Consider the following 17,531-nt stretch of genomic DNA (forward strand, 5'->3'; position numbering starts at 1 on the left):
AAACGCTTCCCGCCGACAAGACATAGGCGATAGCAAAGACTTCCCACATTTATTGTCCATCAGAGCCGACTCCCGGAAATTGACGTTCCCAAGATCATCGCACTCTCATCTGGCGTTTGTCGTAGACCTGCAACACCTTGAAAATTCCTTTTTTTCCGATCTCCCCGAGCGTCAGTTCACAAGCGCGTCTTCGCCGCCCAGAACCTCCACCTCCAACCACCACGCAAAGCCTCGCGCGGGCTGGCTCAAACTGAACGCCTGCCCCATGGCCGGCGTGGCAATCGACACGTTGCGCTCCCACGCCAACGCCATGATGCGGTCGAACGGCTCGTGCCAGGCGTGGAAGGCCAGGTCGAAGGTGCCATTGTGAATCGGCAACAGCCAGCGGCCCTTGAGGTCGATGTGCGCCTGTAAGGTTTGCTCCGGTTGCATGTGTACATGAGGCCAGTCGACGTTGTAAGCACCTGTTTCCATCAGGGTCAGATCAAACGGCCCGTACTGTTCGCCGATGCGTTTGAAACCGTCGAAATAGCCGGTGTCGCCGCTGAAAAACACGCGACGCGCGCCGTCGATCATCACCCAGGAACACCACAGCGTCTGGTTGCTGTCGAACAAGCCGCGCCCGGAAAAATGCTGTGCAGGGGTGGCGACAAAATGAATGCCATCGACTTCGCTGCCCTGCCACCAATCCAGTTGCCGCACCTGGCTGGCATCCACGCCCCACTTCACCAGGATGTCGCCCACACCCAGCGGCGCGAGGAAGTAACGGGTCTTGTCGGCCAGTTGGATGACGGCCTTGCGGTCGAGGTGGTCGTAATGGTTGTGGGAAAGAATCACCGCCTCCAAGGGCGGCAGGTCTTCGAGGCTGATCGGCGGTGCATGGAATCGCTTGGGGCCGGCCCAACTGAACGGCGAAGCGCGTTCGGCGAAGACCGGGTCGGTCAGCCAGAATTTACCGCGCATTTTCAGCAGCACGGTGGAATGCCCCAGGCGGAACACACTATGGTCGGGGGCGGCCGACAGCTGTTCGCGGGTCAGCGAATGTACCGGAATCTCCCCGACCGGCCGCGTGCTGCGCGGCTTGTGAAACAGCATCTTCCAGAAAATACGCAAGGTTTTGCCGAAGCCGGCACGCTGTACGGGAGCATGGTTACTGAAGGTGCCTTGCTCCTGTTCGGCAGGCTTGCGCACCACAGGCGAGGGATCGAGACGGGTTGAAATCGTGGCCATTACCAGGTAACTCCTACGGACCGCTCATGAAATTACACTACACAGTGTAGTTTCAAGATTGCAACAAAACCCGGAGCAAGTAAACTACCGAGTGTAATTTTCCTCTTAGAGTCGATCCCTGTCCATGTCTGTCCCTCAACGCCTCACCGACCGCAAGCGCGAAGCCATCCTGGCCGCCGCTATCGCCGAGTTTCGGGTCAACGGGTTCGAGGTCACCAGCATGGACAAGATCGCCGCCACCGCCGGCGTTTCCAAGCGCACGGTGTACAACCACTTCCCCAGCAAAGAAGAGTTGTTCGCCGAAATTCTCAACCAACTCTGGGCCAGCAGCGTCGCGCAACTCGACGTGAACTACGCCAGCGATCGCCCGCTGCGTGAACAACTGCGCGGCTTGCTGCAAGCCAAGATGAAGATGATGTCGGACGCTAACTTCCTCGACCTGGCCCGGGTCGCCATCGCCGCCACCATTCACTCGCCAGAACGCGCCCAGGACATGGTCAACCGCTTGAGCATGCGCGAAGAAGGTTTCACTCAATGGGTGCGCGCCGCCCAGGAAGACGGCCGGCTCACATGTACCGACCCGGCCTTCGCCGCGCACCAGATTCAAAGCCTGCTCAAGGCGTTCGCCTTCTGGCCGCAGATCACCCTCGGCCAACCCACCCTCGACGCCGCCGACCAAGCCCGCGTGATCGAGTCGGCAATCGATATGTTCCTGGCCGGCTACGAAGCAGGCGCTCGCCGCTCGCAGTAAACAACCGTTGCATATGCGACATCCCTGGTCGTTTTTGGCCTATTTGCCCTCTGTTTTGCGCGAATGGCCTGGAAGGCCACTGATTATTCCTACGCAAATAACTGACAATATTCACAAGTATTATCCGATCAACGGTTCTCCCTGCACGCGCGCGCGGCCGAATCTGCGAAAAAAAGCTGACCCGGAAATCTATGGAAAACAGACGAGGCAAAGGGCTTTCATTTGCCAGGCGTATTTACAAGCCAAGGATCATCGGCCTGGGTATCGGCTGCATCAGTGTCTTCGGCGGCTTGTACCCGCTCGCGATGCCGGGCTGGGTGTGGGCGTTCCTGCTGTTCAATGGGCTCGCGTGGGCACATGTGGCGTACCAGCTGTCAATCCGCTCCCCCTTCCCCTACCAGGCCGAACAGCGCAACATTTTGTATGACTCGTTGTGCGGCGGTTTCTGGGCCGCCGCCGCTCAGTTCACGCCGCTGACGACCGTGACCATCCTTTCGATGATGACCATGAACAACTTCGCCGCTGGCGGCAGTCGCCTGTTCCTGCGCGGTTTGCTCGCGCAGGGCGCAGGGATCGGGGTGGCATGGGCGCTGTTCGGCATGCGCTTCAACCCCGACGTCAGCCCGCTCCAGGTCTACACCTGCCTGCCGATGTTGACGTTGTACCCCATGGCCATCGGCAGGGTCTGCTACGAGTTGGCGATCAAACTGTCGGAACATAAACGCGCCCTCAGCGCCCTGAGCCGCACCGACAGCCTCACCGGCCTGCTCAACCACGGTTCGTGGAAAGATCTGCTGCACCTCAAGTTCCACAAGTGCCAGCAGCAACAAAGCCACGCCACCATCGCGCTGATTGATATCGATCACTTCAAACAGATCAACGACACTCACGGCCATATCGTCGGCGACGCCGTGCTGCGGCAACTGAGCGTGGAGATACGGCGCAACCTGCGGAAAAACGATTTGGCCGGCCGTTACGGAGGCGACGAGTTCTGTGTGATTCTTCCGCAAATGCCCTTGGAAGAAGCCGCACGGGTCATGGAGCGCATACGCGAAACCTTCAGCAATTACCGTAACCCGCAAATCCCCGAGCTGCGCGTGAGCCTGAGCATTGGCCTGGCCGATTTCCAACTCATCTTCACCGATGCCGCCACCTGGCTGAATGCGGCGGATCGCGCGCTGTACGCGGCCAAAGACACCGGGCGTAACCGGGTCAATGCCAGCAACTACGCGATCGCCCATTCCGCCTGAGGTTTTCACACGACTCCTCGTAGGCAACCATGTCGTCCCCGGGTTATTCATGCGTAAGACAGATCGCCAAGGCTATAGTGGACACCTGTCTTAAACACTGATGACCCGAGTTTTCCATGACCCCAACACCCGACAAACCCAAAGCCGCCCCCGTCGATTATCTGCGCTTCCATCGACGCCACGCCCACCTGGCGCCGACCTTTGGCACCGACACCTTCGCCCTCAAGGCCGAGGCTTTCGCACGCTTCTTCGGCACACCGACTTTCCTCGGCGCACAAACCTTGATCGTGGCCGTGTGGATTGTGCTCAACGTCACCGGCATCACGCACTTCGACGTCTACCCGTTCATCCTGCTCAATCTGGCCTTCAGCCTGCAAGCGGCCTACGCGGCGCCGCTGATCCTGCTGGCCCAGACACGCCAGGCCGCTCGCGACAAAGCCCAGTCCGACGCCGACGCGCAGCACCGTGAAGCGCTGGCCGTCGCCAATGCCGAGCGCCAGGCCGAGACGCAGAACACCAGCAAACAGCTGTTGGAACTGCTGGAGCTGAACACCCGGCTGACAGAAATGACCAAGCAACTGACCGAGCGTATCGAGACCCTGACGTGTGAGATGCATGAGCAGTTTGTGCGAAAACCATAAGTCCCCCAGACATTCGGCCGGCGGGGTGTCAGGGGCTCAATCGCACATGCCGCCCCAGTTGATCAAACAGCGTCACCACCGAGCGCAATGCCCGGCAATCGGGGCGCGTCAGCAGCCATAGCGCCGTGTCATGCCCCGCCAACGCGGGGCCCAACGGTTGCAGGCGTTCATCCAACAGAAAGTCCGGCAGCGCCGCCACGCCCAGCCCCGCCCGCACCAGTTCGGTGACCGACAACATGCTGTTGCAGCGATAGCTGGGACGCACGCCCGGCAACTGCGCACGGCGCCAGGCGACGGTGGGGTGATCGGGCAGGAAGTCATCCGGCGCGATCCAGGCCAACTCCGCCAGCTCGCGTCCTGCGTGCTGACGCGCAAAATCTGTGCTGGCGCACACCTGATACTGCACGGTGCCGAGGCAACGCCCTACCAGATGCTCCGGTGGTGTCCGGGTCAGGCGCAGGGCGATGTCGGCATCGCGGCGGCTGAGGTTGGCGAAATCATTCGAGGTGCTCAGCTCCAGGGTCAGCGCCGGGTAATCCGGCATGAACTGCGCCAGCGCCGGCAGCAACAAGCCTTGCAGCACCGAGTCGGTGCAGGTCAGGCGCACCGTGCCGCTGATCACTTCACCGCCCTGTTCCACGCCGATGCGCGCGGCCTCCAGGGCTTGTTCGGCGCGTTCGGCCTGCTGCGCCAGGTGGCTGGCCAGGCTGGTCGGCAGGTAGCCGGCGCGGCTTTTTTCAAACAACGTCTGGCCCAGCGCAGCCTCCAGCTGCCGCACGGCGCGGAACACCGTCGACACATCCACCCGCAACAACGCCGCCGCCCGCGCCAGGCTGCCACCGCGCACCAGGGCGAGGATCAGCGACAAGTCGGGGTAATCGATCTGATAGTGCGTTACTGCATTGAACATGTGGGTAAACGCCAATATTGATTGCGTGAACGCCAATCTATAGTGCGCACCAGGACACGACAAGCCAGGGGAAGCCTCAAATGAAAGCCAGCACGCTGCACCTCGCCCTGATCGGCGATTACAACCCCGATGTGATTGCGCACCAAGCCATTCCCGTGGCGCTGCAACAGGCCGCCGACGCCTTGGGCCTGACGGTTCACCTTCAATGGCTGGAGACCGACACCCTCAGCGCCACCTCCGAACTACAAGGTTTCGATGGTTTTTGGTGCGTGCCCGCCAGCCCGTACCGCGACACCGATGGCGCACTGCACGCGATCCGTTTTGCCCGCGAACAGCGGCGCCCTTTCCTCGGTACCTGCGGCGGCTTTCAACACGCGGTGCTGGAATATGCCCGCAATGTGTTGGGCTGGGCCGATGCCGAACACGGCGAGTTGGTCCCGAATGCCCAACGTGCAGTGATCGCGCCACTGAGTTGCGCTCTGGTGGAGGCCAGCGACACCGTGCGCCTGGCCGCCTACACCCGTATCGCCGACGCCTACGGCACACTCGATATTCATGAAGGCTATCGCTGCCGCTACGGCATCAACCCCGACTTCGCCAGCGCGCTGCTGGAAGGCGCTCTGATCCCCAGCGGCCACGACTCGGCCGGCGACCTGCGCGCCGTGGAGCTGCTGGACCATCCGTTCTTCGTCGCCACCCTGTTCCAGCCCGAACGCGCTGCGCTCCAGGGCGTCACGCCGCCGCTGGCGATTGCCCTGCTCAAGGCCTGCCAGGAGACCTCGGTATGATTGCCCACACCCCCGCCCCGCCTTACTACGCGGTGATTTTCAGCTCACTGCGCACCGCCGGTGACCACGGTTACGGCGAGGCGGCCACACGCATGCTGGAACTGGCGCGTGAGCAACCGGGCTTCCTCGGGGTTGAATCGGCGCGGGAGGATGGCGTGGGGATCACCGTATCGTACTGGCGCAGCGAGGCCGACATCCTCGCCTGGAAACAGCAGGCCGAGCATCGGGCGGTACGCGAGCAGGGGCGTTCCACCTGGTACTCGGCGTTTCACACACGCGTGTGCAAGGTGGAGCGCGCCTACGCGTTCCCGCATTGAGAGGCGACCGCAAGCCCTCGCACAGGTGATCCTCAGCGACGAGACACAGGCTGTCGGGCTAGCTGACGAGGCTGCGCAACGCACTGATCTGCGGGATCTCCACCCGCCGCATGTACACACGCAGCGGCTCGGTGATGTTGATGCGGTCGTCGATGTTCTGATCGAGCAGCAATTGCAGGCGCTCACGGGACAACGTCATGGCGTGCTCGGGGGCCGGTAGCCAGACAAATTCGGCAGTGGGGATGATGCCGTCATCGGCCACGTCCATGCCGAAGGAGTCTTCGCTGAAACGCACGATGTACTGGCCGGTCTTGCGGTTGAGGCCGACAAAACCATGAAGCTGGTCGGCGGCCTGGCAGATAAGCTCGGAGGTGATGCGCATGGTAAACCTCACTGAAAAGTCCCACAGGGACTGGAAAGATGGTTTACACGCGTGGCGGAAAGTACTGCCCTCTTACGGGGCGGTTTGCGGCAAGAGTACTGCAAAGTCGCGCAAAAAAACCCAGAAAATTGGCGCGTGCGCACGTTAATGTCGGTTTGGTGATAGCGCCTTGCGTTATCAATTGTTAAAAAGGAGGCCTTCTCAAAGCTCTCTCCACGAAAGGACTCCGCATATGCCTGTCACGTTTACCAACGGCCCGGTGCCCGCCACTATAGGGAGCGCCTTGCTGCTCGCCCTGATGCTCGGCCTTGGCCAGGCGCAGGCTGCCGACCCGATCAGCCCGGCTGAATTGGCAACTAACGAAGGCATTCCCTACCCTGCCGTGATCGCCCACCGTGGTGCGTCCTACGACGCCCCTGAGTCCACCGCTGCCGCCTACAAGGTCGCACGCGACCTGGGCGCCGACTACCTGGAGTTGGACCTGCAGCGCAGCAAGGACGGCGTACTGTTCGCCCTGCACGACAACAACCTGCAACGCACCACCGACGTGGCCACCAAGTTCCCCGAGCGCAAAGACGCCCCGGCCAACGAGTTCACCTGGAAAGAACTGCAAACCCTCGACGCCGGCAGTTGGTTCAACGCCGCCTACCCGGACCGCGCACGCCCCGGCTTCGTCGGCCTGAAGATCCTCAGCCTGGACGACATCATCAAGATCGCCGAAGGCAACCCGCAGCACAAACCGGGCTTGTACATCGAAACCAAAGAGCCCAAGCAATTCCCGGGCATCGAAGCCGACCTGAAAAACAAGCTGCTGGATAAAGGCTGGTTGAGCTCCGCCGGCTCCAAACTGGGCAAGAGCAACACCGGTGTCGGCCAGGGCAAGGGCCGCGTGGTGCTGCAAACCTTCGAAACGGCCAGCCTGAAAGAGCTGCAGAAAGAGATGCCGAACACCCCGAAGATCCTGCTACTGTGGGTAGGTGAAGGCAGCATCGAGCCGAAATCCAAGCAAACCTTCGCCGAATCCGGCGAACCGACCAAGGCGGCTTACTACGCCAAGCAAGAACCGAAAGACGCCGCCGAGTTCGAAAAATGGCTCGACGAAGCCAAGAGCCTCGGCGCCATCGGCACCGGCCCGTCGGCGGAGCTGACCGCCCACGGCGACCAGAGCTACGCCGACCTGGTGAAGCCTGAAATGAACACGCTGACCCACGACAAGGGCCTGCTGGTGCACGTCTACACCGTGGATGAACCCGTGGACTTCGAGAAAGTGATGAAAAACGGCGTCGACGGCATCTTCACCAACCGCGCCGCCGAACTGCTGAAGTTCTACAAGCGCTGGCCGTCGTCCAGCGTGCAGGATTTGCTGAACGACCATAAGTACTGAATAAGTCAGTGTGCCATTAAGGATGAATTAAGTTGCGCTGGTTAATCTGGCGCCACTTAAACAGCTCACCAAAAAAGGATACACACCATGAAAACCTTGACCGCTCTGTTCGCAGCGACTGCCCTGACCCTGACCGCCGGCCTGGCCCAGGCCGATGTCCGCCCGGATCAAATCGAAGGTCTGCTCAAATCCGGTGCCGTAATGCCTTTCGAGAAACTCAACGCCGCCGCCGTGGCCAAACATGCAGGCGCCAAGATTACCGACACCGAGCTGGACCACAACAACAGCGGCGTGCTGGTCTACGAAGTTGAACTGACCGACACCGCCGGCAAGCGCTTTGAAGTGAAACTCGACGCCAAGACCGGCACCGTACTGGAAGACAAGCAAGACACCTGAGTAAAAACCTAAAAAACGCGCCACCTTCGGGTGGCGCGTTTTTTTATGGCCGCCTGATCAAGCGCCCAGTCGCGCCGTCACCTCGTTCAACTCGCCGGACAAACCACGCAGATTCTGGCTCGCCGCTTCGGTGCGCTTCACGTTGTCGAGGTTGGCGGTGGCCACGGTGGTGATCTGGGTGATATTGCGCGAAATATCCTCGGCCACCGACGTCTGCTCCTCGGCCGCCGTGGCGATCTGGCGGTTCATGTCGCGAATCGCTTCAATAGCCTGGGTGATGTGAGCGAGCATCGCGCCGGCCTGGGTGACTTTTTCCACGCTGTCATCGCTGCACGACTGGCCCGTGACAATCGCCTCGGCCGCATCGACCGCGCCGGTTTGCACGGCCTGGATAATCTGGTTGATCTCGATGATCGACGCCGCCGTGCGTTGCGCCAGGCTGCGCACTTCATCGGCCACCACCGCGAACCCACGCCCCGCCTCGCCTGCCCGTGCCGCCTCGATCGCGGCGTTGAGCGCCAGCAGGTTGGTCTGCTCGGCGATCCCGCGAATCACTTCCAGCACTTTACCGATGCGCACACTGTCGGTTTCCAGACGGCGGATGATGGTGCCGGTGTTGAGGATCTCAGTGCGCATCTGGCCGATGGTGGCGATAGTGACTTTCATCACTTCGCCGCCCTCGCGGGCCGAGTGGTCCGCATCATCGGCCGCACGTGAGGCACTGGCGGCGTGACGCGCCACTTCCTGGGCGGTGGCCGACATTTCGGTCATGGCCGTGGCCACCTGGTCGGTGCGGCTGAATTGATCATGGGTACCGGTCGCCATCTGCCCGGCGATCGAATTCAACTCACTGCTGGCGCCGACCAAGTCAGTAGCACTGCGCTGCAGGCGGCTGAAGGTTTCGGCCAAAAAGTCGCGCAAGGTGTTCGCCGCCTCCGCTAACTGCCCCAGTTCGTCCTGGCGACGACTGGCGACACGCTCGGCAAAACGACCGTGGCTCAGTTGGCTCACATAGCCGATCAAACCTCGGATCGGCAAGATCAGGTTGCGGTTGATCAACCACAGGCTGAACAAGCCAATCAACACGCCGGACAGCAACATAATCGTCAGGCCCACCATCACCGTGCGCTCGACATGGGCGCTGATGGTCTGGGATTGTTGGGTGCTTTGGGCGCGCAAGTCGCTGACCAGGGCGCTCATCTGTTCACTGGCGGCGCGGTCCACGCCCTTGACCGCGGTGTCGCCGACGCTCGGGTCAGCGCCGGCGGCCACGTAGGCATCGCGACCCTTCTGGTAGGAAACGCCAAGCTGCTGGTGTTCTTGACGCAGGTTCTGGATCCGCTGGTTCAGCGCCGGGTCACCGGCAGTCTGGGTGACCAACCGCGCGAGAATGCCTTGTACATCGCGTTGCCGGTCCTGGAACTGGCCCCAGTATTTCTCCAGGTCCTGAGGCTGTTTGCCGCGTAACAGCACGTTTTTCCACTCCTGCACCTGCACCTTGAATTGCAGGTTGGCCTCATCGATCAACTGTGAAGTGAGCAACGGCCCTTCGAGCAAACTGCGGTAACTCTGCACCCCGTTGGAGAGGAAGTTGAAACAGGCCAGGGCGATCAATAACATCGCCAGCAGGCTGCCACCGAGTAGCGACAAAATCTGTGCCCGCAGGGATGTTCGCAAAAAAGTCATCGGAAAAAGCCTCGAAACAAGGAAAAATGCAAATACGTCATGACTTCCCTGTCATCAAAGGCGCCGCCATCCGCAGCGGTTCTTGTGCTCTGAATCGGCCGTTCTAGACGCTTCTTGAGCCCACTTCGACAAGCGGTCAATAAAGTGTCACCAAAGCGAAACAAGTCGAAAACCGTCACAAAACTGTCAAACTTCCTTGCAATGATTCGCCCACGCGAACCTGTGAAACGTCCTACAGGTCCTTTCTCTGTGAGACGCCATGAACCACAGCATCGACCACAGCCACCAGGATTCCGATCTGTTTGGCTTGCTTTACGGTTTCCGTTTTCGCCCTGGTGAGAAAGGTGAGCAAATTGACTCAGCCACCGCCCTCCAGGCCTTGCAGCAACCGCAAGACCCGGAAGAGTTTCTATGGCTGCACCTGAACCTGGCCCACGCCGGATGCGAGCGCTGGATGCAGGCGCACCTGGCCTTGCCTGAAGAGTTTTTCGAAGCCCTGCATGAGGGCTCGCGCTCCACCCGTATCGAACACGTCGACTCGGCCTTGCTGGCGGTGGTCAACGACGTGGTGTTCAACTTCAGCAGCATGGTCTCGTCGGATATTTCCACGTTGTGGGTCTGCGCCCGCAGTCGCTTGCTGATCAGCGCGCGCCTGCAACCGCTGCACTCGGTGGATAAGTTGCGCTCATCGGTAAAAGCCGGTGAACGCTTTCGCTCGCCGCTGGAGTTGCTGGTGCACCTGCTGCGCGACCAGGGCGAGGTGCTGACGCAGATCGTGCGCAAGACCAGCATCAGCGTCGACCATATCGAAGATCAATTACTCTCCTCGCGCTTGTCCACCAACCGCGCCGAGCTGGGCGCCATGCGCCGGGTGCTGGTGCGCCTGCAACGCCTGCTGGCGCTGGAGCCGGGCTCGCTGCTGCGCCTGCTCAACCGCCCGCCGCAGTGGTTGCAAAAGGAAGACGTCAAGGAATTGCGCAAATCCACCGAGGAATTTGCACTGATCATCAACGACCTGACGGCCCTGGGCGAACGCATCAAGTTGTTGCAAGAAGAAATCGCCGCCAACCTCAACGAACAAAGCAACCGCACACTGTTTACGCTGACGGTGGTGACGGTGCTGGCATTGCCGATCAATATCATCGCCGGTTTTTTCGGCATGAACGTGGGCGGGGTGCCGCTTTCCCAAGATCCGGAAGGCTTCTGGATTCTGGTGGCGCTGGTCGCGACCTTCACCTTGATTGCCGGGCGCTGGGCCTTCAGAAAGCGCACAGACTACTGAAGCTGAAATGCGCTGAACACCTGTGTGCGAGCTTGCTCGCCCGCACATTGACGTGTGGTGTTTATCGACCAGCGGCCAATCCAATCAGCTAAACACTGACCTATCGCAGCATCTCCGTCACATTCTGCAATGATCATGGGCGACATCCTCCCCGATACTGGATGCTGCGGCATGGCCACCCCTTCCCTGACTGCTTCAACGCATACGTCATCCGTTGATACCCAACCCAGGCTGGACAAAAAACCCGGACTGGTAACGGTGATCATCTTCTTCGCCGTGCTCGCCATGGGCCTGTTGTTCACCGCCTACAGCCTGATGCATGACATGCGCGAATTGGGCACGGTGGTCACCACCTGGACGCCGTTCCTGCTGCTGGGCGTGGCACTGCTGATTGCCCTGGGTTTCGAATTCGTCAACGGCTTCCACGACACTGCCAACGCCGTGGCGACGGTGATCTACACCAACTCGCTGCCGCCGCAATTCGCGGTGCTGTGGTCGGGTTTTTTCAACTTCCTCGGGGTACTGCTCTCCAGCGGCGCAGTGGCGTTCGGCATCATTGCCCTGCTGCCGGTCGAGCTGATTTTGCAGGTGGGTTCCTCGGCCGGTTTCGCGATGATCTTCGCCCTGCTGATCGCGGCGATCCTGTGGAACCTCGGCACCTGGTGGCTCGGCCTGCCGGCCTCGTCCTCCCACACCCTGATCGGTTCGATCATCGGCGTCGGCGTGGCCAATGCCCTGATGCACGGGCGTGATGGCACCAGCGGCGTGGACTGGAGCCAGGCGATCAAGATCGGTTATGCCCTGCTGCTCTCGCCGCTGATCGGCTTCGCGTTTGCCGCGTTGCTGGTGCTGGCCTTGCGCGCGTTCGTGAAAAACCGCGCGCTGTACAAGGCGCCGAAAGGCGACACCCCGCCGCCGTGGTGGATTCGCGGCATGCTGATCGTCACCTGCACCGGCGTGTCGTTCGCCCACGGCTCCAACGACGGGCAAAAAGGTATGGGCCTGATCATGCTGATCCTGGTCGGCACCCTGCCAATGGCGTATGCGCTGAACCGCGCCATGCCCGCCGAACAATCGCTGCAGTTTGCCGCGGTGGCCGAAGTGACCCAGGTCGCACTGATGAAAAGCGCGCCGCAAGCGCTGCCGGGCGACCCGCGCCCCACCCTCTCGACCTACGTGCGCACCAAGGACGCCACGCCCGAGTTGATCCCGGCCCTCGCCGCCCTCGCCGGCCAGATCGGTGACGAAGTCAAAGGCTATGGTTCTTTGGCCAAAGTCCCCGCCGAGGCCGTCCGCAACGTGCGTAACGACATGTACCTGACCAGCGAAACCATCCGCTTGATGGACAAGGCCAAGGTCGGCAATTTCGACGCCGACACCCAAGGCAAGCTGCAATTGTTCAAGCAGCAGATCGACAACTCCACGCGTTTTATTCCGCTGTGGGTGAAGATCGCCGTGGCCATCGCACTGGGGCTCGGGACCATGGTCGGCTGGAAGCGCATCGTGGTGACCGTGGGCGAGAAGATCGGCAAGACACACCTGACGTATGCCCAAGGCGCCTCGGCCGAGACGGTGGCGATGCTGACCATTGGCGCTGCGGATATGTTCGGCTTGCCGGTGTCGACCACCCATGTGTTGTCGTCCGGCGTGGCGGGGACCATGGTGGCGAACGGTGCGGGTTTGCAGATGAAGACTATCCGCAATTTGCTGATGGCCTGGGTGTTGACGTTGCCGGCGGCGATTCTGCTGTCGGGTAGCCTGTACTGGCTGTTCACCCAGATCTTCTGACACGCCACAGAATCAAATGTGGGAGGGAGCTTGCCCCCTCCCACATTTTGTTTGGTGGTGTTTCAGGTACTGAAGAGTCCGGCCATTGCCTTCAAGCGCTTCTTGTACACCCGCCGCGCCTCCAACGCCTGCTCCAGGCTGACCGCGACAAACCCCGCCCGCTGGTTCGGCTGCATCTGCCCGATCAAGTCCAGGTCCGCACTGATCACCGTGCCGATCATCGCGTAGCCACCGCCCGACACCGCGTCCCGATGCAGCACAATCGGCTCCAGCCCGGCCGGCACCTGGATCGAGCCGATCGGGTAGCAACTGTCGACGATGTTCGACGGATCGGACCCCGCACCAAATGGCTGCTCCCGTGGCTGAAAGCTCAATGCACTGCCGCCCTTGAAGCGATAGCCGATACGGTCCGCCTCGGAACCCACCGTCCACGGCTCGGCAAAAAAGCTGCTTTTGGCCGCCGCCGTCAGGCGTTCGTAATACAGGCCGGGCACCACGCGCAAGGTCACATCGCCGCCAACTGAACGGCGCAAGGCCATCGGTAAACTGTTGCCCGCCCGCCCCTGCCCAGTGGGCTCGCCGATAGGCAGCTCATCCCCCGCCTGCAAGCGCCGCCCGTGAAAACCGCCGAGTGCGCCGAGGGTGTAGGTCGAGCGACTGCCGAGCACCAACGGCACGTCGATGCCGCCGGCGACCGCCAGATAAGCGCGCGCACCAGCCTTGGGAAATTCAAAGCGCAACACCTGCCCGGCGCGCACGTGGAACGCGGTGTCCTGGTGGACCACTTCACCGTCCAGGTGCGGCGACATCAAGGCGCCGCTGAGTGCGACCAAGGCGTCCGCTTGAAATTCCAGCTCGGGGCCGATCAGCGTGCATTCCAGGCCGGCCGCGCCCGGCGGGTTGCCCACCAAATGGTTGGCCGCGCTCAGCGCGTACTGGTCCAACGCGCCCGATGGCGGAATGCCCAAGTGGTAGTAGCCTTCGCGGCCAAGATCCTGCACGGAGGTGGCGAGGCCGGGTTTGAGCACCTTGATCATGCCAGCGCCTCCTGCAGGGTTTTCGGGTAGCCGATGGGGTCGGCGAGAAACGCATCCAGGGAAAATTCCAGCGGGCGGATGCGCAGGTCGAAACATCCTGCGTCGACCTCGGCGACGGCCAGGTCGTAGGCCGCACGGTCAATCGGTTTGAACTGCACAATGTCGCCCGGCCGGAAGAACACCATGTGGTCCTTGAGGTAGGCCAACTGCTGCGCCGGGTCGTAGATCGGGGCCGGGGTGACGCCGAACATCTGGTAGCCACCGGCGCCGCGCACCGAGTAGATACAACCAAAGCAGCCGCCATGGCCGAGGGTCAGTTTCGGCGTGTCGGTGCGCGGGCGCAGGTACTTGGGCACCTGCAACTGCCGTTCGCGCTCGACCATCTGGAACATGAACGGCAAGCCCGCGACAAAGCCGACCATCGACACAAACCACGGTGCGCCACTGTGGGCCGCGATGAAGGCGTCGACATCGGCCAGGCCGTTGATCCGCGCTGCGTATTCCAGGTCGGTGCCGCTGGGGTCTTGATGGCGGTCGCGAAAGCGCATCAGGGTCTCGTGGGTCCAGGGGTCGTTGTAGAGCACCGGGATTTCGATGATGCGCGTGTGCAAGGTGCGTTCGGCCACGGCCTGGGCTTCGGCGCTTTGCACCGCGTCGAGCAGCACATGGGGCGCAATGCGGTCCGGGTCGAAGCGGATCTGGAAGGAGGCGTTGGCCAGGCACACATCCAGCACACCGTCCAACGCCAGGCGTTCCACGGCGCGGGTCACCGCCATGCCTTTGAAAAAGGCCTGCAGGGACATGCTGTCGCTGACCTCGGCGAACAGGTGTTCATCGGCGCCGAAGCTATAGCGGATGGGGGACGTTTCAGCCATGTCTGTTCCTCTTGGAATCGTTATAGAAAGGCAGGCAAAAAAGTGTCGGTTCGATCTTATTTGGGTGTTCTGACCACAATGCCCGCTTGGTCCAGGGCTTCACGGGTCGCTTCGACCAATTCCAGGGCGCCGGGGGTGTCGCTGTGCAGGCAGATGGAATCGAATTCGATAAACAGGTCTTCGCCTTCTACGGTGCGTACAAGACCCGTCTGACAAGCCCGTAGGACCCGCGCCGCGACGGTGGCAGGGTCCAGCGCGCGCACTGTGCGGGTGAACACGATGGAGCCGCTCAGGTCGTACTCGCGGTCGGCGTAAAACTCGCGCACCACCGGCTGCCCCAGTTCCTTGGCAATGCGCCAGATCACCGAGTTGGGCATGCAGTACAGCAACAGCGTCGGCTCGATGACTTGCAGGTTTTGCACCAACAGCCGCGCGGCGTCTTCATCGCGGGCCAGGTGCATGTAGAGCGCGCCGTGGGGCTTGATGTGTTGCAGGGGCACGCCCTGGGCGCGGGCGATTTCGCGCAGGGCGCCGAGCTGGTAGAGCATGTCGTCCACCAGTTCCTGGGCCGGCGCGTGAATATGGCGGCGACCGAAGCCCACCAGGTCACGAAAGCCCGGATGAGCGCCGATGGCGACCCCCAGTTGCTTGGCGCGTGCGACGGTGCGGCGCATGGTGCCGGGATCGCCGGCGTGGAAGCCGGTGGCGATATTGGCCGAGCTGATATAGGCCATCAGCTCCGAATCGACGCCATCGCCGATGGTCCAGGGGCCGAATCCTTCGCCCATGTCTGAATTGAAATCCACTGCCCGCATGAAAAGGCGCTCCGCCAAAGGTGATGCTGAAAAGTAGGCTGCGGCTTGACCCCTTGGGAAGATCTATTATCAGATGACCTATCTTCTGAAAAACAGATATCGCCATGTCGCTGACCTTGCGCCAAATCCGCTACTTCGTCGCCACCGCCGAGATCGGCCAGATTTCCCAGGCAGCGATTCACCTGAACATCTCCCAGTCGGCCGTGACCACAGCGATCAAAGAACTGGAGGCGATGCTCGGCGTGCAGTTGTTCGTGCGCACCGCGCAGGGCATGAACCTGACCGACGCCGGGCGGCACTTTCTCAACCGCGCCTATGTGATCGTGCGCAGTGTCGACGACGCGCTGAACAGCCCGCTGCCTGACTACCGCGCCAGCGGCGTGCTGCGGGTCGCCGCCAGCTACACGGTGCTCGGTTACTTCCTGCCGCACCACCTGCAGCGCATGGAACACTGGCACCCGGATGTGACCATCGAGGTGTTCGAGCAGGAGCGCCAGGCCATCGAACACGGCCTGCTCGACGGCCAGTTCGACATGGCCGTGGTGCTCACCGCCAACCTCACTCACCCGGACATCGTCTCGGAAATTCTCTTCAACTCCGAACGCCGCCTGTGGCTGCCCAGCCATCACCCGTTGTGTGAACGCGGCGCCGTCAGCCTGGCGGATGTGGCCCGCGAGCCCTACATCCTGCTGACCGTCGATGAGGCCGAACACAGTGCCATGCGCTACTGGGAACAGGCCGGGCAAACGCCCCAGGTGCGGCTGCGCACCAGTTCGGTGGAAGCGGTGCGCAGCATGGTCGCCAATGGCAGCGGCGTGGCGATCCTGTCGGACCTGGTGCATCGGCCCTGGTCCCTGGAAGGCAAGCGCATCGAAACCCTGACCGTGACCGACCCGGTGACGCCCATGAGCGTCGGCCTGGCCTGGCACCGCGAGCGCGCATTCACCCCGGCGATGCAGGCGTTCCGGGACTACTTCCACGACGCCTTCCTGGCCCCGCAGCAGTTGTCGGCACGGCGTTAGAGCTGGGCTTGCAGCGTCGCGGCCAACCAGTCCATGAACACCCGCACCCGCAGCGGTAAATGGCGCTGCCCGGCGTAGAGCAGGGACACGTCCAACGGCGGCGCCGGGTATTCCGGCAGGACCGCCACCAGTTCGCCACTAGCCAACTGATCGCCAATGCCCAGCGCCGGCACCTGGATGATCCCGAAGCCGCCCAGGCAAGCCGACTTGTAGGCATCGGTGCTGTTGACCGTGACCCGCCCGGCCATGGGCAGGCGCTGCACCTTGTTGCCCTGCAGGTATTCGAACCCCGCCGAGCGCGAACCCAGCGGGCGCACGTAATGCACCAAATGGTGATCGGCCAGGTCTGCCAGGGTCTGCGGCACGCCATAGCGCTGCAGGTAGCCGGCGCTCACGCAGTTGATCATCGGCATGCTGCACAACAACCGCGCGACCACCGACTGGTCTGGCTGCGCACCGACGCGCAGCACGCAATCGAACCCCTCGGCCAGCAGGTCGACCTGACGGTCGGTGGTGCTGATTTCCAGCTCGATCAACGGGTGCGCGTCCATGAAGTGCGGCAGGCGCGGCAGGATCAAATCCCGCGCCATCATGGTCGGCAGGTCCACCCGAATGCGCCCGGTCAGTTGTGTTTCGTCCTGACGAAACAAGCCTTCCAGTTCCTCCATATGCGCGAGCAAGTCCTTGCTACGCTCATACAGCACGCGACCGTCCTGGGTCGCCTGCACCTTGCGCGTGGTGCGCTGCAACAGGCGCGCGCCGAGCAGTTCTTCCAGCGCCTGCACATGCTCGGACACGGTGGAACGCGGCAGGCCCAGGCTCTCGCCGGCGCGGGTAAAACTCGACAATTCGGTGACGCGCACGAAGGTGCGCAGCAACTCCAGTTTGTTCATGGGATTGTTCGCCTTATCCGGCCAGTGATTTCGCTTTACCGCTGTTTATCACGTTACAGGCGGACAAATACACTCATTCCCTCG

Annotated in this window: 18 protein-coding genes and 1 pseudogene; 10 read left to right on the forward strand and 9 right to left on the reverse strand. The window is 61.9% G+C overall.

The annotated features are described in order from the left end of the window. Positions 1-171: 171 nt before the first annotated feature. Positions 172-1,230: an MBL fold metallo-hydrolase gene (locus tag J2Y83_RS22155; protein ID WP_253398300.1), complete on the reverse strand. Its 1,059-nt coding sequence runs from the start codon at positions 1,228-1,230 to the stop codon at positions 172-174. Between the two features lie 124 nt (positions 1,231-1,354). Between J2Y83_RS22155 and J2Y83_RS22160 the strand changes: the two genes are divergently transcribed. The 3 genes from J2Y83_RS22160 (at position 1,355) to J2Y83_RS22170 (ending at position 3,872) form a co-directional block, all read left to right on the forward strand. Then, on the forward strand, positions 1,355-1,981 hold the full coding sequence (locus J2Y83_RS22160) for a TetR/AcrR family transcriptional regulator (RefSeq protein WP_253398303.1): 627 nt from the start codon (positions 1,355-1,357) through the stop codon (positions 1,979-1,981). A 191-nt stretch (positions 1,982-2,172) separates the two neighbouring features. Next, complete coding sequence (locus J2Y83_RS22165) at positions 2,173-3,231, forward strand: diguanylate cyclase (RefSeq protein WP_253398305.1); 1,059 nt, start codon at positions 2,173-2,175, stop codon at positions 3,229-3,231. Positions 3,232-3,347: 116 nt separating this feature from the next. Further along, a complete protein-coding gene (locus J2Y83_RS22170; RefSeq protein WP_253398308.1) occupies positions 3,348-3,872 on the forward strand; it encodes a DUF1003 domain-containing protein in 525 nt (174 codons plus the stop codon). 28 nt (positions 3,873-3,900) lie between these two features. On the opposite strand, the gene J2Y83_RS22175 is transcribed toward J2Y83_RS22170, so the two are convergent. Continuing rightward, complete coding sequence (locus J2Y83_RS22175; protein ID WP_253398310.1) at positions 3,901-4,782, reverse strand: LysR family transcriptional regulator; 882 nt, start codon at positions 4,780-4,782, stop codon at positions 3,901-3,903. A gap of 80 nt (positions 4,783-4,862) precedes the next feature. On the opposite strand from J2Y83_RS22175, the gene J2Y83_RS22180 reads away from it, so the two are divergent. Next, positions 4,863-5,570 carry a CTP synthase C-terminal region-related (seleno)protein gene (locus tag J2Y83_RS22180; RefSeq protein WP_253398312.1) on the forward strand — a complete coding sequence of 236 codons (708 nt, stop codon included), beginning with the start codon at positions 4,863-4,865 and terminating at the stop codon, positions 5,568-5,570. Beyond that, the gene (locus J2Y83_RS22185) at positions 5,567-5,887 is read left to right on the forward strand and encodes an antibiotic biosynthesis monooxygenase family protein (protein ID WP_253398314.1); all 321 of its coding nucleotides are present in this window, start codon (positions 5,567-5,569) and stop codon (positions 5,885-5,887) included. The genes J2Y83_RS22180 and J2Y83_RS22185 overlap by 4 nt, the downstream gene beginning before the upstream one ends. A gap of 58 nt (positions 5,888-5,945) precedes the next feature. Here J2Y83_RS22185 and J2Y83_RS22190 read toward each other — a convergent pair whose 3' ends face one another. Beyond that, a complete protein-coding gene (locus tag J2Y83_RS22190) occupies positions 5,946-6,269 on the reverse strand; it encodes a DUF2025 family protein (protein WP_247407529.1) in 324 nt (107 codons plus the stop codon). A 232-nt stretch (positions 6,270-6,501) separates the two neighbouring features. Between J2Y83_RS22190 and J2Y83_RS22195 the strand changes: the two genes are divergently transcribed. After that, positions 6,502-7,653 (forward strand): glycerophosphodiester phosphodiesterase family protein, encoded by a 1,152-nt coding sequence (locus J2Y83_RS22195; RefSeq protein ID WP_253398316.1) that lies wholly within the window; start codon positions 6,502-6,504, stop codon positions 7,651-7,653. Between the two features lie 87 nt (positions 7,654-7,740). Then, positions 7,741-8,049, forward strand: a complete 309-nt coding sequence (locus J2Y83_RS22200; protein WP_253398317.1) for a PepSY domain-containing protein — start codon at positions 7,741-7,743, stop codon at positions 8,047-8,049. 57 nt (positions 8,050-8,106) lie between these two features. On the opposite strand, the gene J2Y83_RS29915 is transcribed toward J2Y83_RS22200, so the two are convergent. Both J2Y83_RS29915 and J2Y83_RS29920 read right to left on the reverse strand, forming a co-directional pair. Beyond that, the gene (locus J2Y83_RS29915; protein ID WP_425262648.1) at positions 8,107-8,874 is read right to left on the reverse strand and encodes a methyl-accepting chemotaxis protein; all 768 of its coding nucleotides are present in this window, start codon (positions 8,872-8,874) and stop codon (positions 8,107-8,109) included. Between the two features lie 165 nt (positions 8,875-9,039). Then, positions 9,040-9,735 (reverse strand): annotated as a pseudogene (locus J2Y83_RS29920) (methyl-accepting chemotaxis protein); the annotation flags it as partial. Between the two features lie 259 nt (positions 9,736-9,994). On the opposite strand from J2Y83_RS29920, the gene J2Y83_RS22210 reads away from it, so the two are divergent. Both J2Y83_RS22210 and J2Y83_RS22215 read left to right on the forward strand, forming a co-directional pair. Then, complete coding sequence (locus J2Y83_RS22210; RefSeq protein WP_253398321.1) at positions 9,995-11,017, forward strand: transporter; 1,023 nt, start codon at positions 9,995-9,997, stop codon at positions 11,015-11,017. Between the two features lie 171 nt (positions 11,018-11,188). After that, a complete protein-coding gene (locus tag J2Y83_RS22215) occupies positions 11,189-12,805 on the forward strand; it encodes an inorganic phosphate transporter (RefSeq protein WP_253398324.1) in 1,617 nt (538 codons plus the stop codon). A 62-nt stretch (positions 12,806-12,867) separates the two neighbouring features. On the opposite strand, the gene J2Y83_RS22220 is transcribed toward J2Y83_RS22215, so the two are convergent. The 3 genes from J2Y83_RS22220 to J2Y83_RS22230 are packed head-to-tail and all read right to left on the reverse strand — an operon-like array spanning position 12,868 to position 15,532. Next, a complete protein-coding gene (locus J2Y83_RS22220) occupies positions 12,868-13,842 on the reverse strand; it encodes a biotin-dependent carboxyltransferase family protein (protein WP_253398326.1) in 975 nt (324 codons plus the stop codon). Then, a complete protein-coding gene (locus J2Y83_RS22225; protein WP_253398328.1) occupies positions 13,839-14,717 on the reverse strand; it encodes a 5-oxoprolinase subunit B family protein in 879 nt (292 codons plus the stop codon). Before J2Y83_RS22225 ends, J2Y83_RS22220 begins: the two co-directional genes overlap by 4 nt. Before the next feature lie 56 nt (positions 14,718-14,773). Further along, positions 14,774-15,532 carry a 5-oxoprolinase subunit PxpA gene (locus J2Y83_RS22230; protein ID WP_253398330.1) on the reverse strand — a complete coding sequence of 253 codons (759 nt, stop codon included), beginning with the start codon at positions 15,530-15,532 and terminating at the stop codon, positions 14,774-14,776. Positions 15,533-15,636: 104 nt separating this feature from the next. Between J2Y83_RS22230 and J2Y83_RS22235 the strand changes: the two genes are divergently transcribed. Continuing rightward, positions 15,637-16,554 carry a LysR family transcriptional regulator gene (locus J2Y83_RS22235; RefSeq protein WP_253398332.1) on the forward strand — a complete coding sequence of 306 codons (918 nt, stop codon included), beginning with the start codon at positions 15,637-15,639 and terminating at the stop codon, positions 16,552-16,554. Here J2Y83_RS22235 and J2Y83_RS22240 read toward each other — a convergent pair. Continuing rightward, complete coding sequence (locus J2Y83_RS22240; protein ID WP_253398334.1) at positions 16,551-17,447, reverse strand: LysR family transcriptional regulator; 897 nt, start codon at positions 17,445-17,447, stop codon at positions 16,551-16,553. The two genes, J2Y83_RS22235 and J2Y83_RS22240, sit on opposite strands and share 4 nt — an antisense overlap. Positions 17,448-17,531: the final 84 nt, after the last annotated feature.

The organism is Pseudomonas marginalis (assembly GCF_024169655.1).
Taxonomy (GTDB): domain Bacteria; phylum Pseudomonadota; class Gammaproteobacteria; order Pseudomonadales; family Pseudomonadaceae; genus Aquipseudomonas; species Aquipseudomonas paraveronii.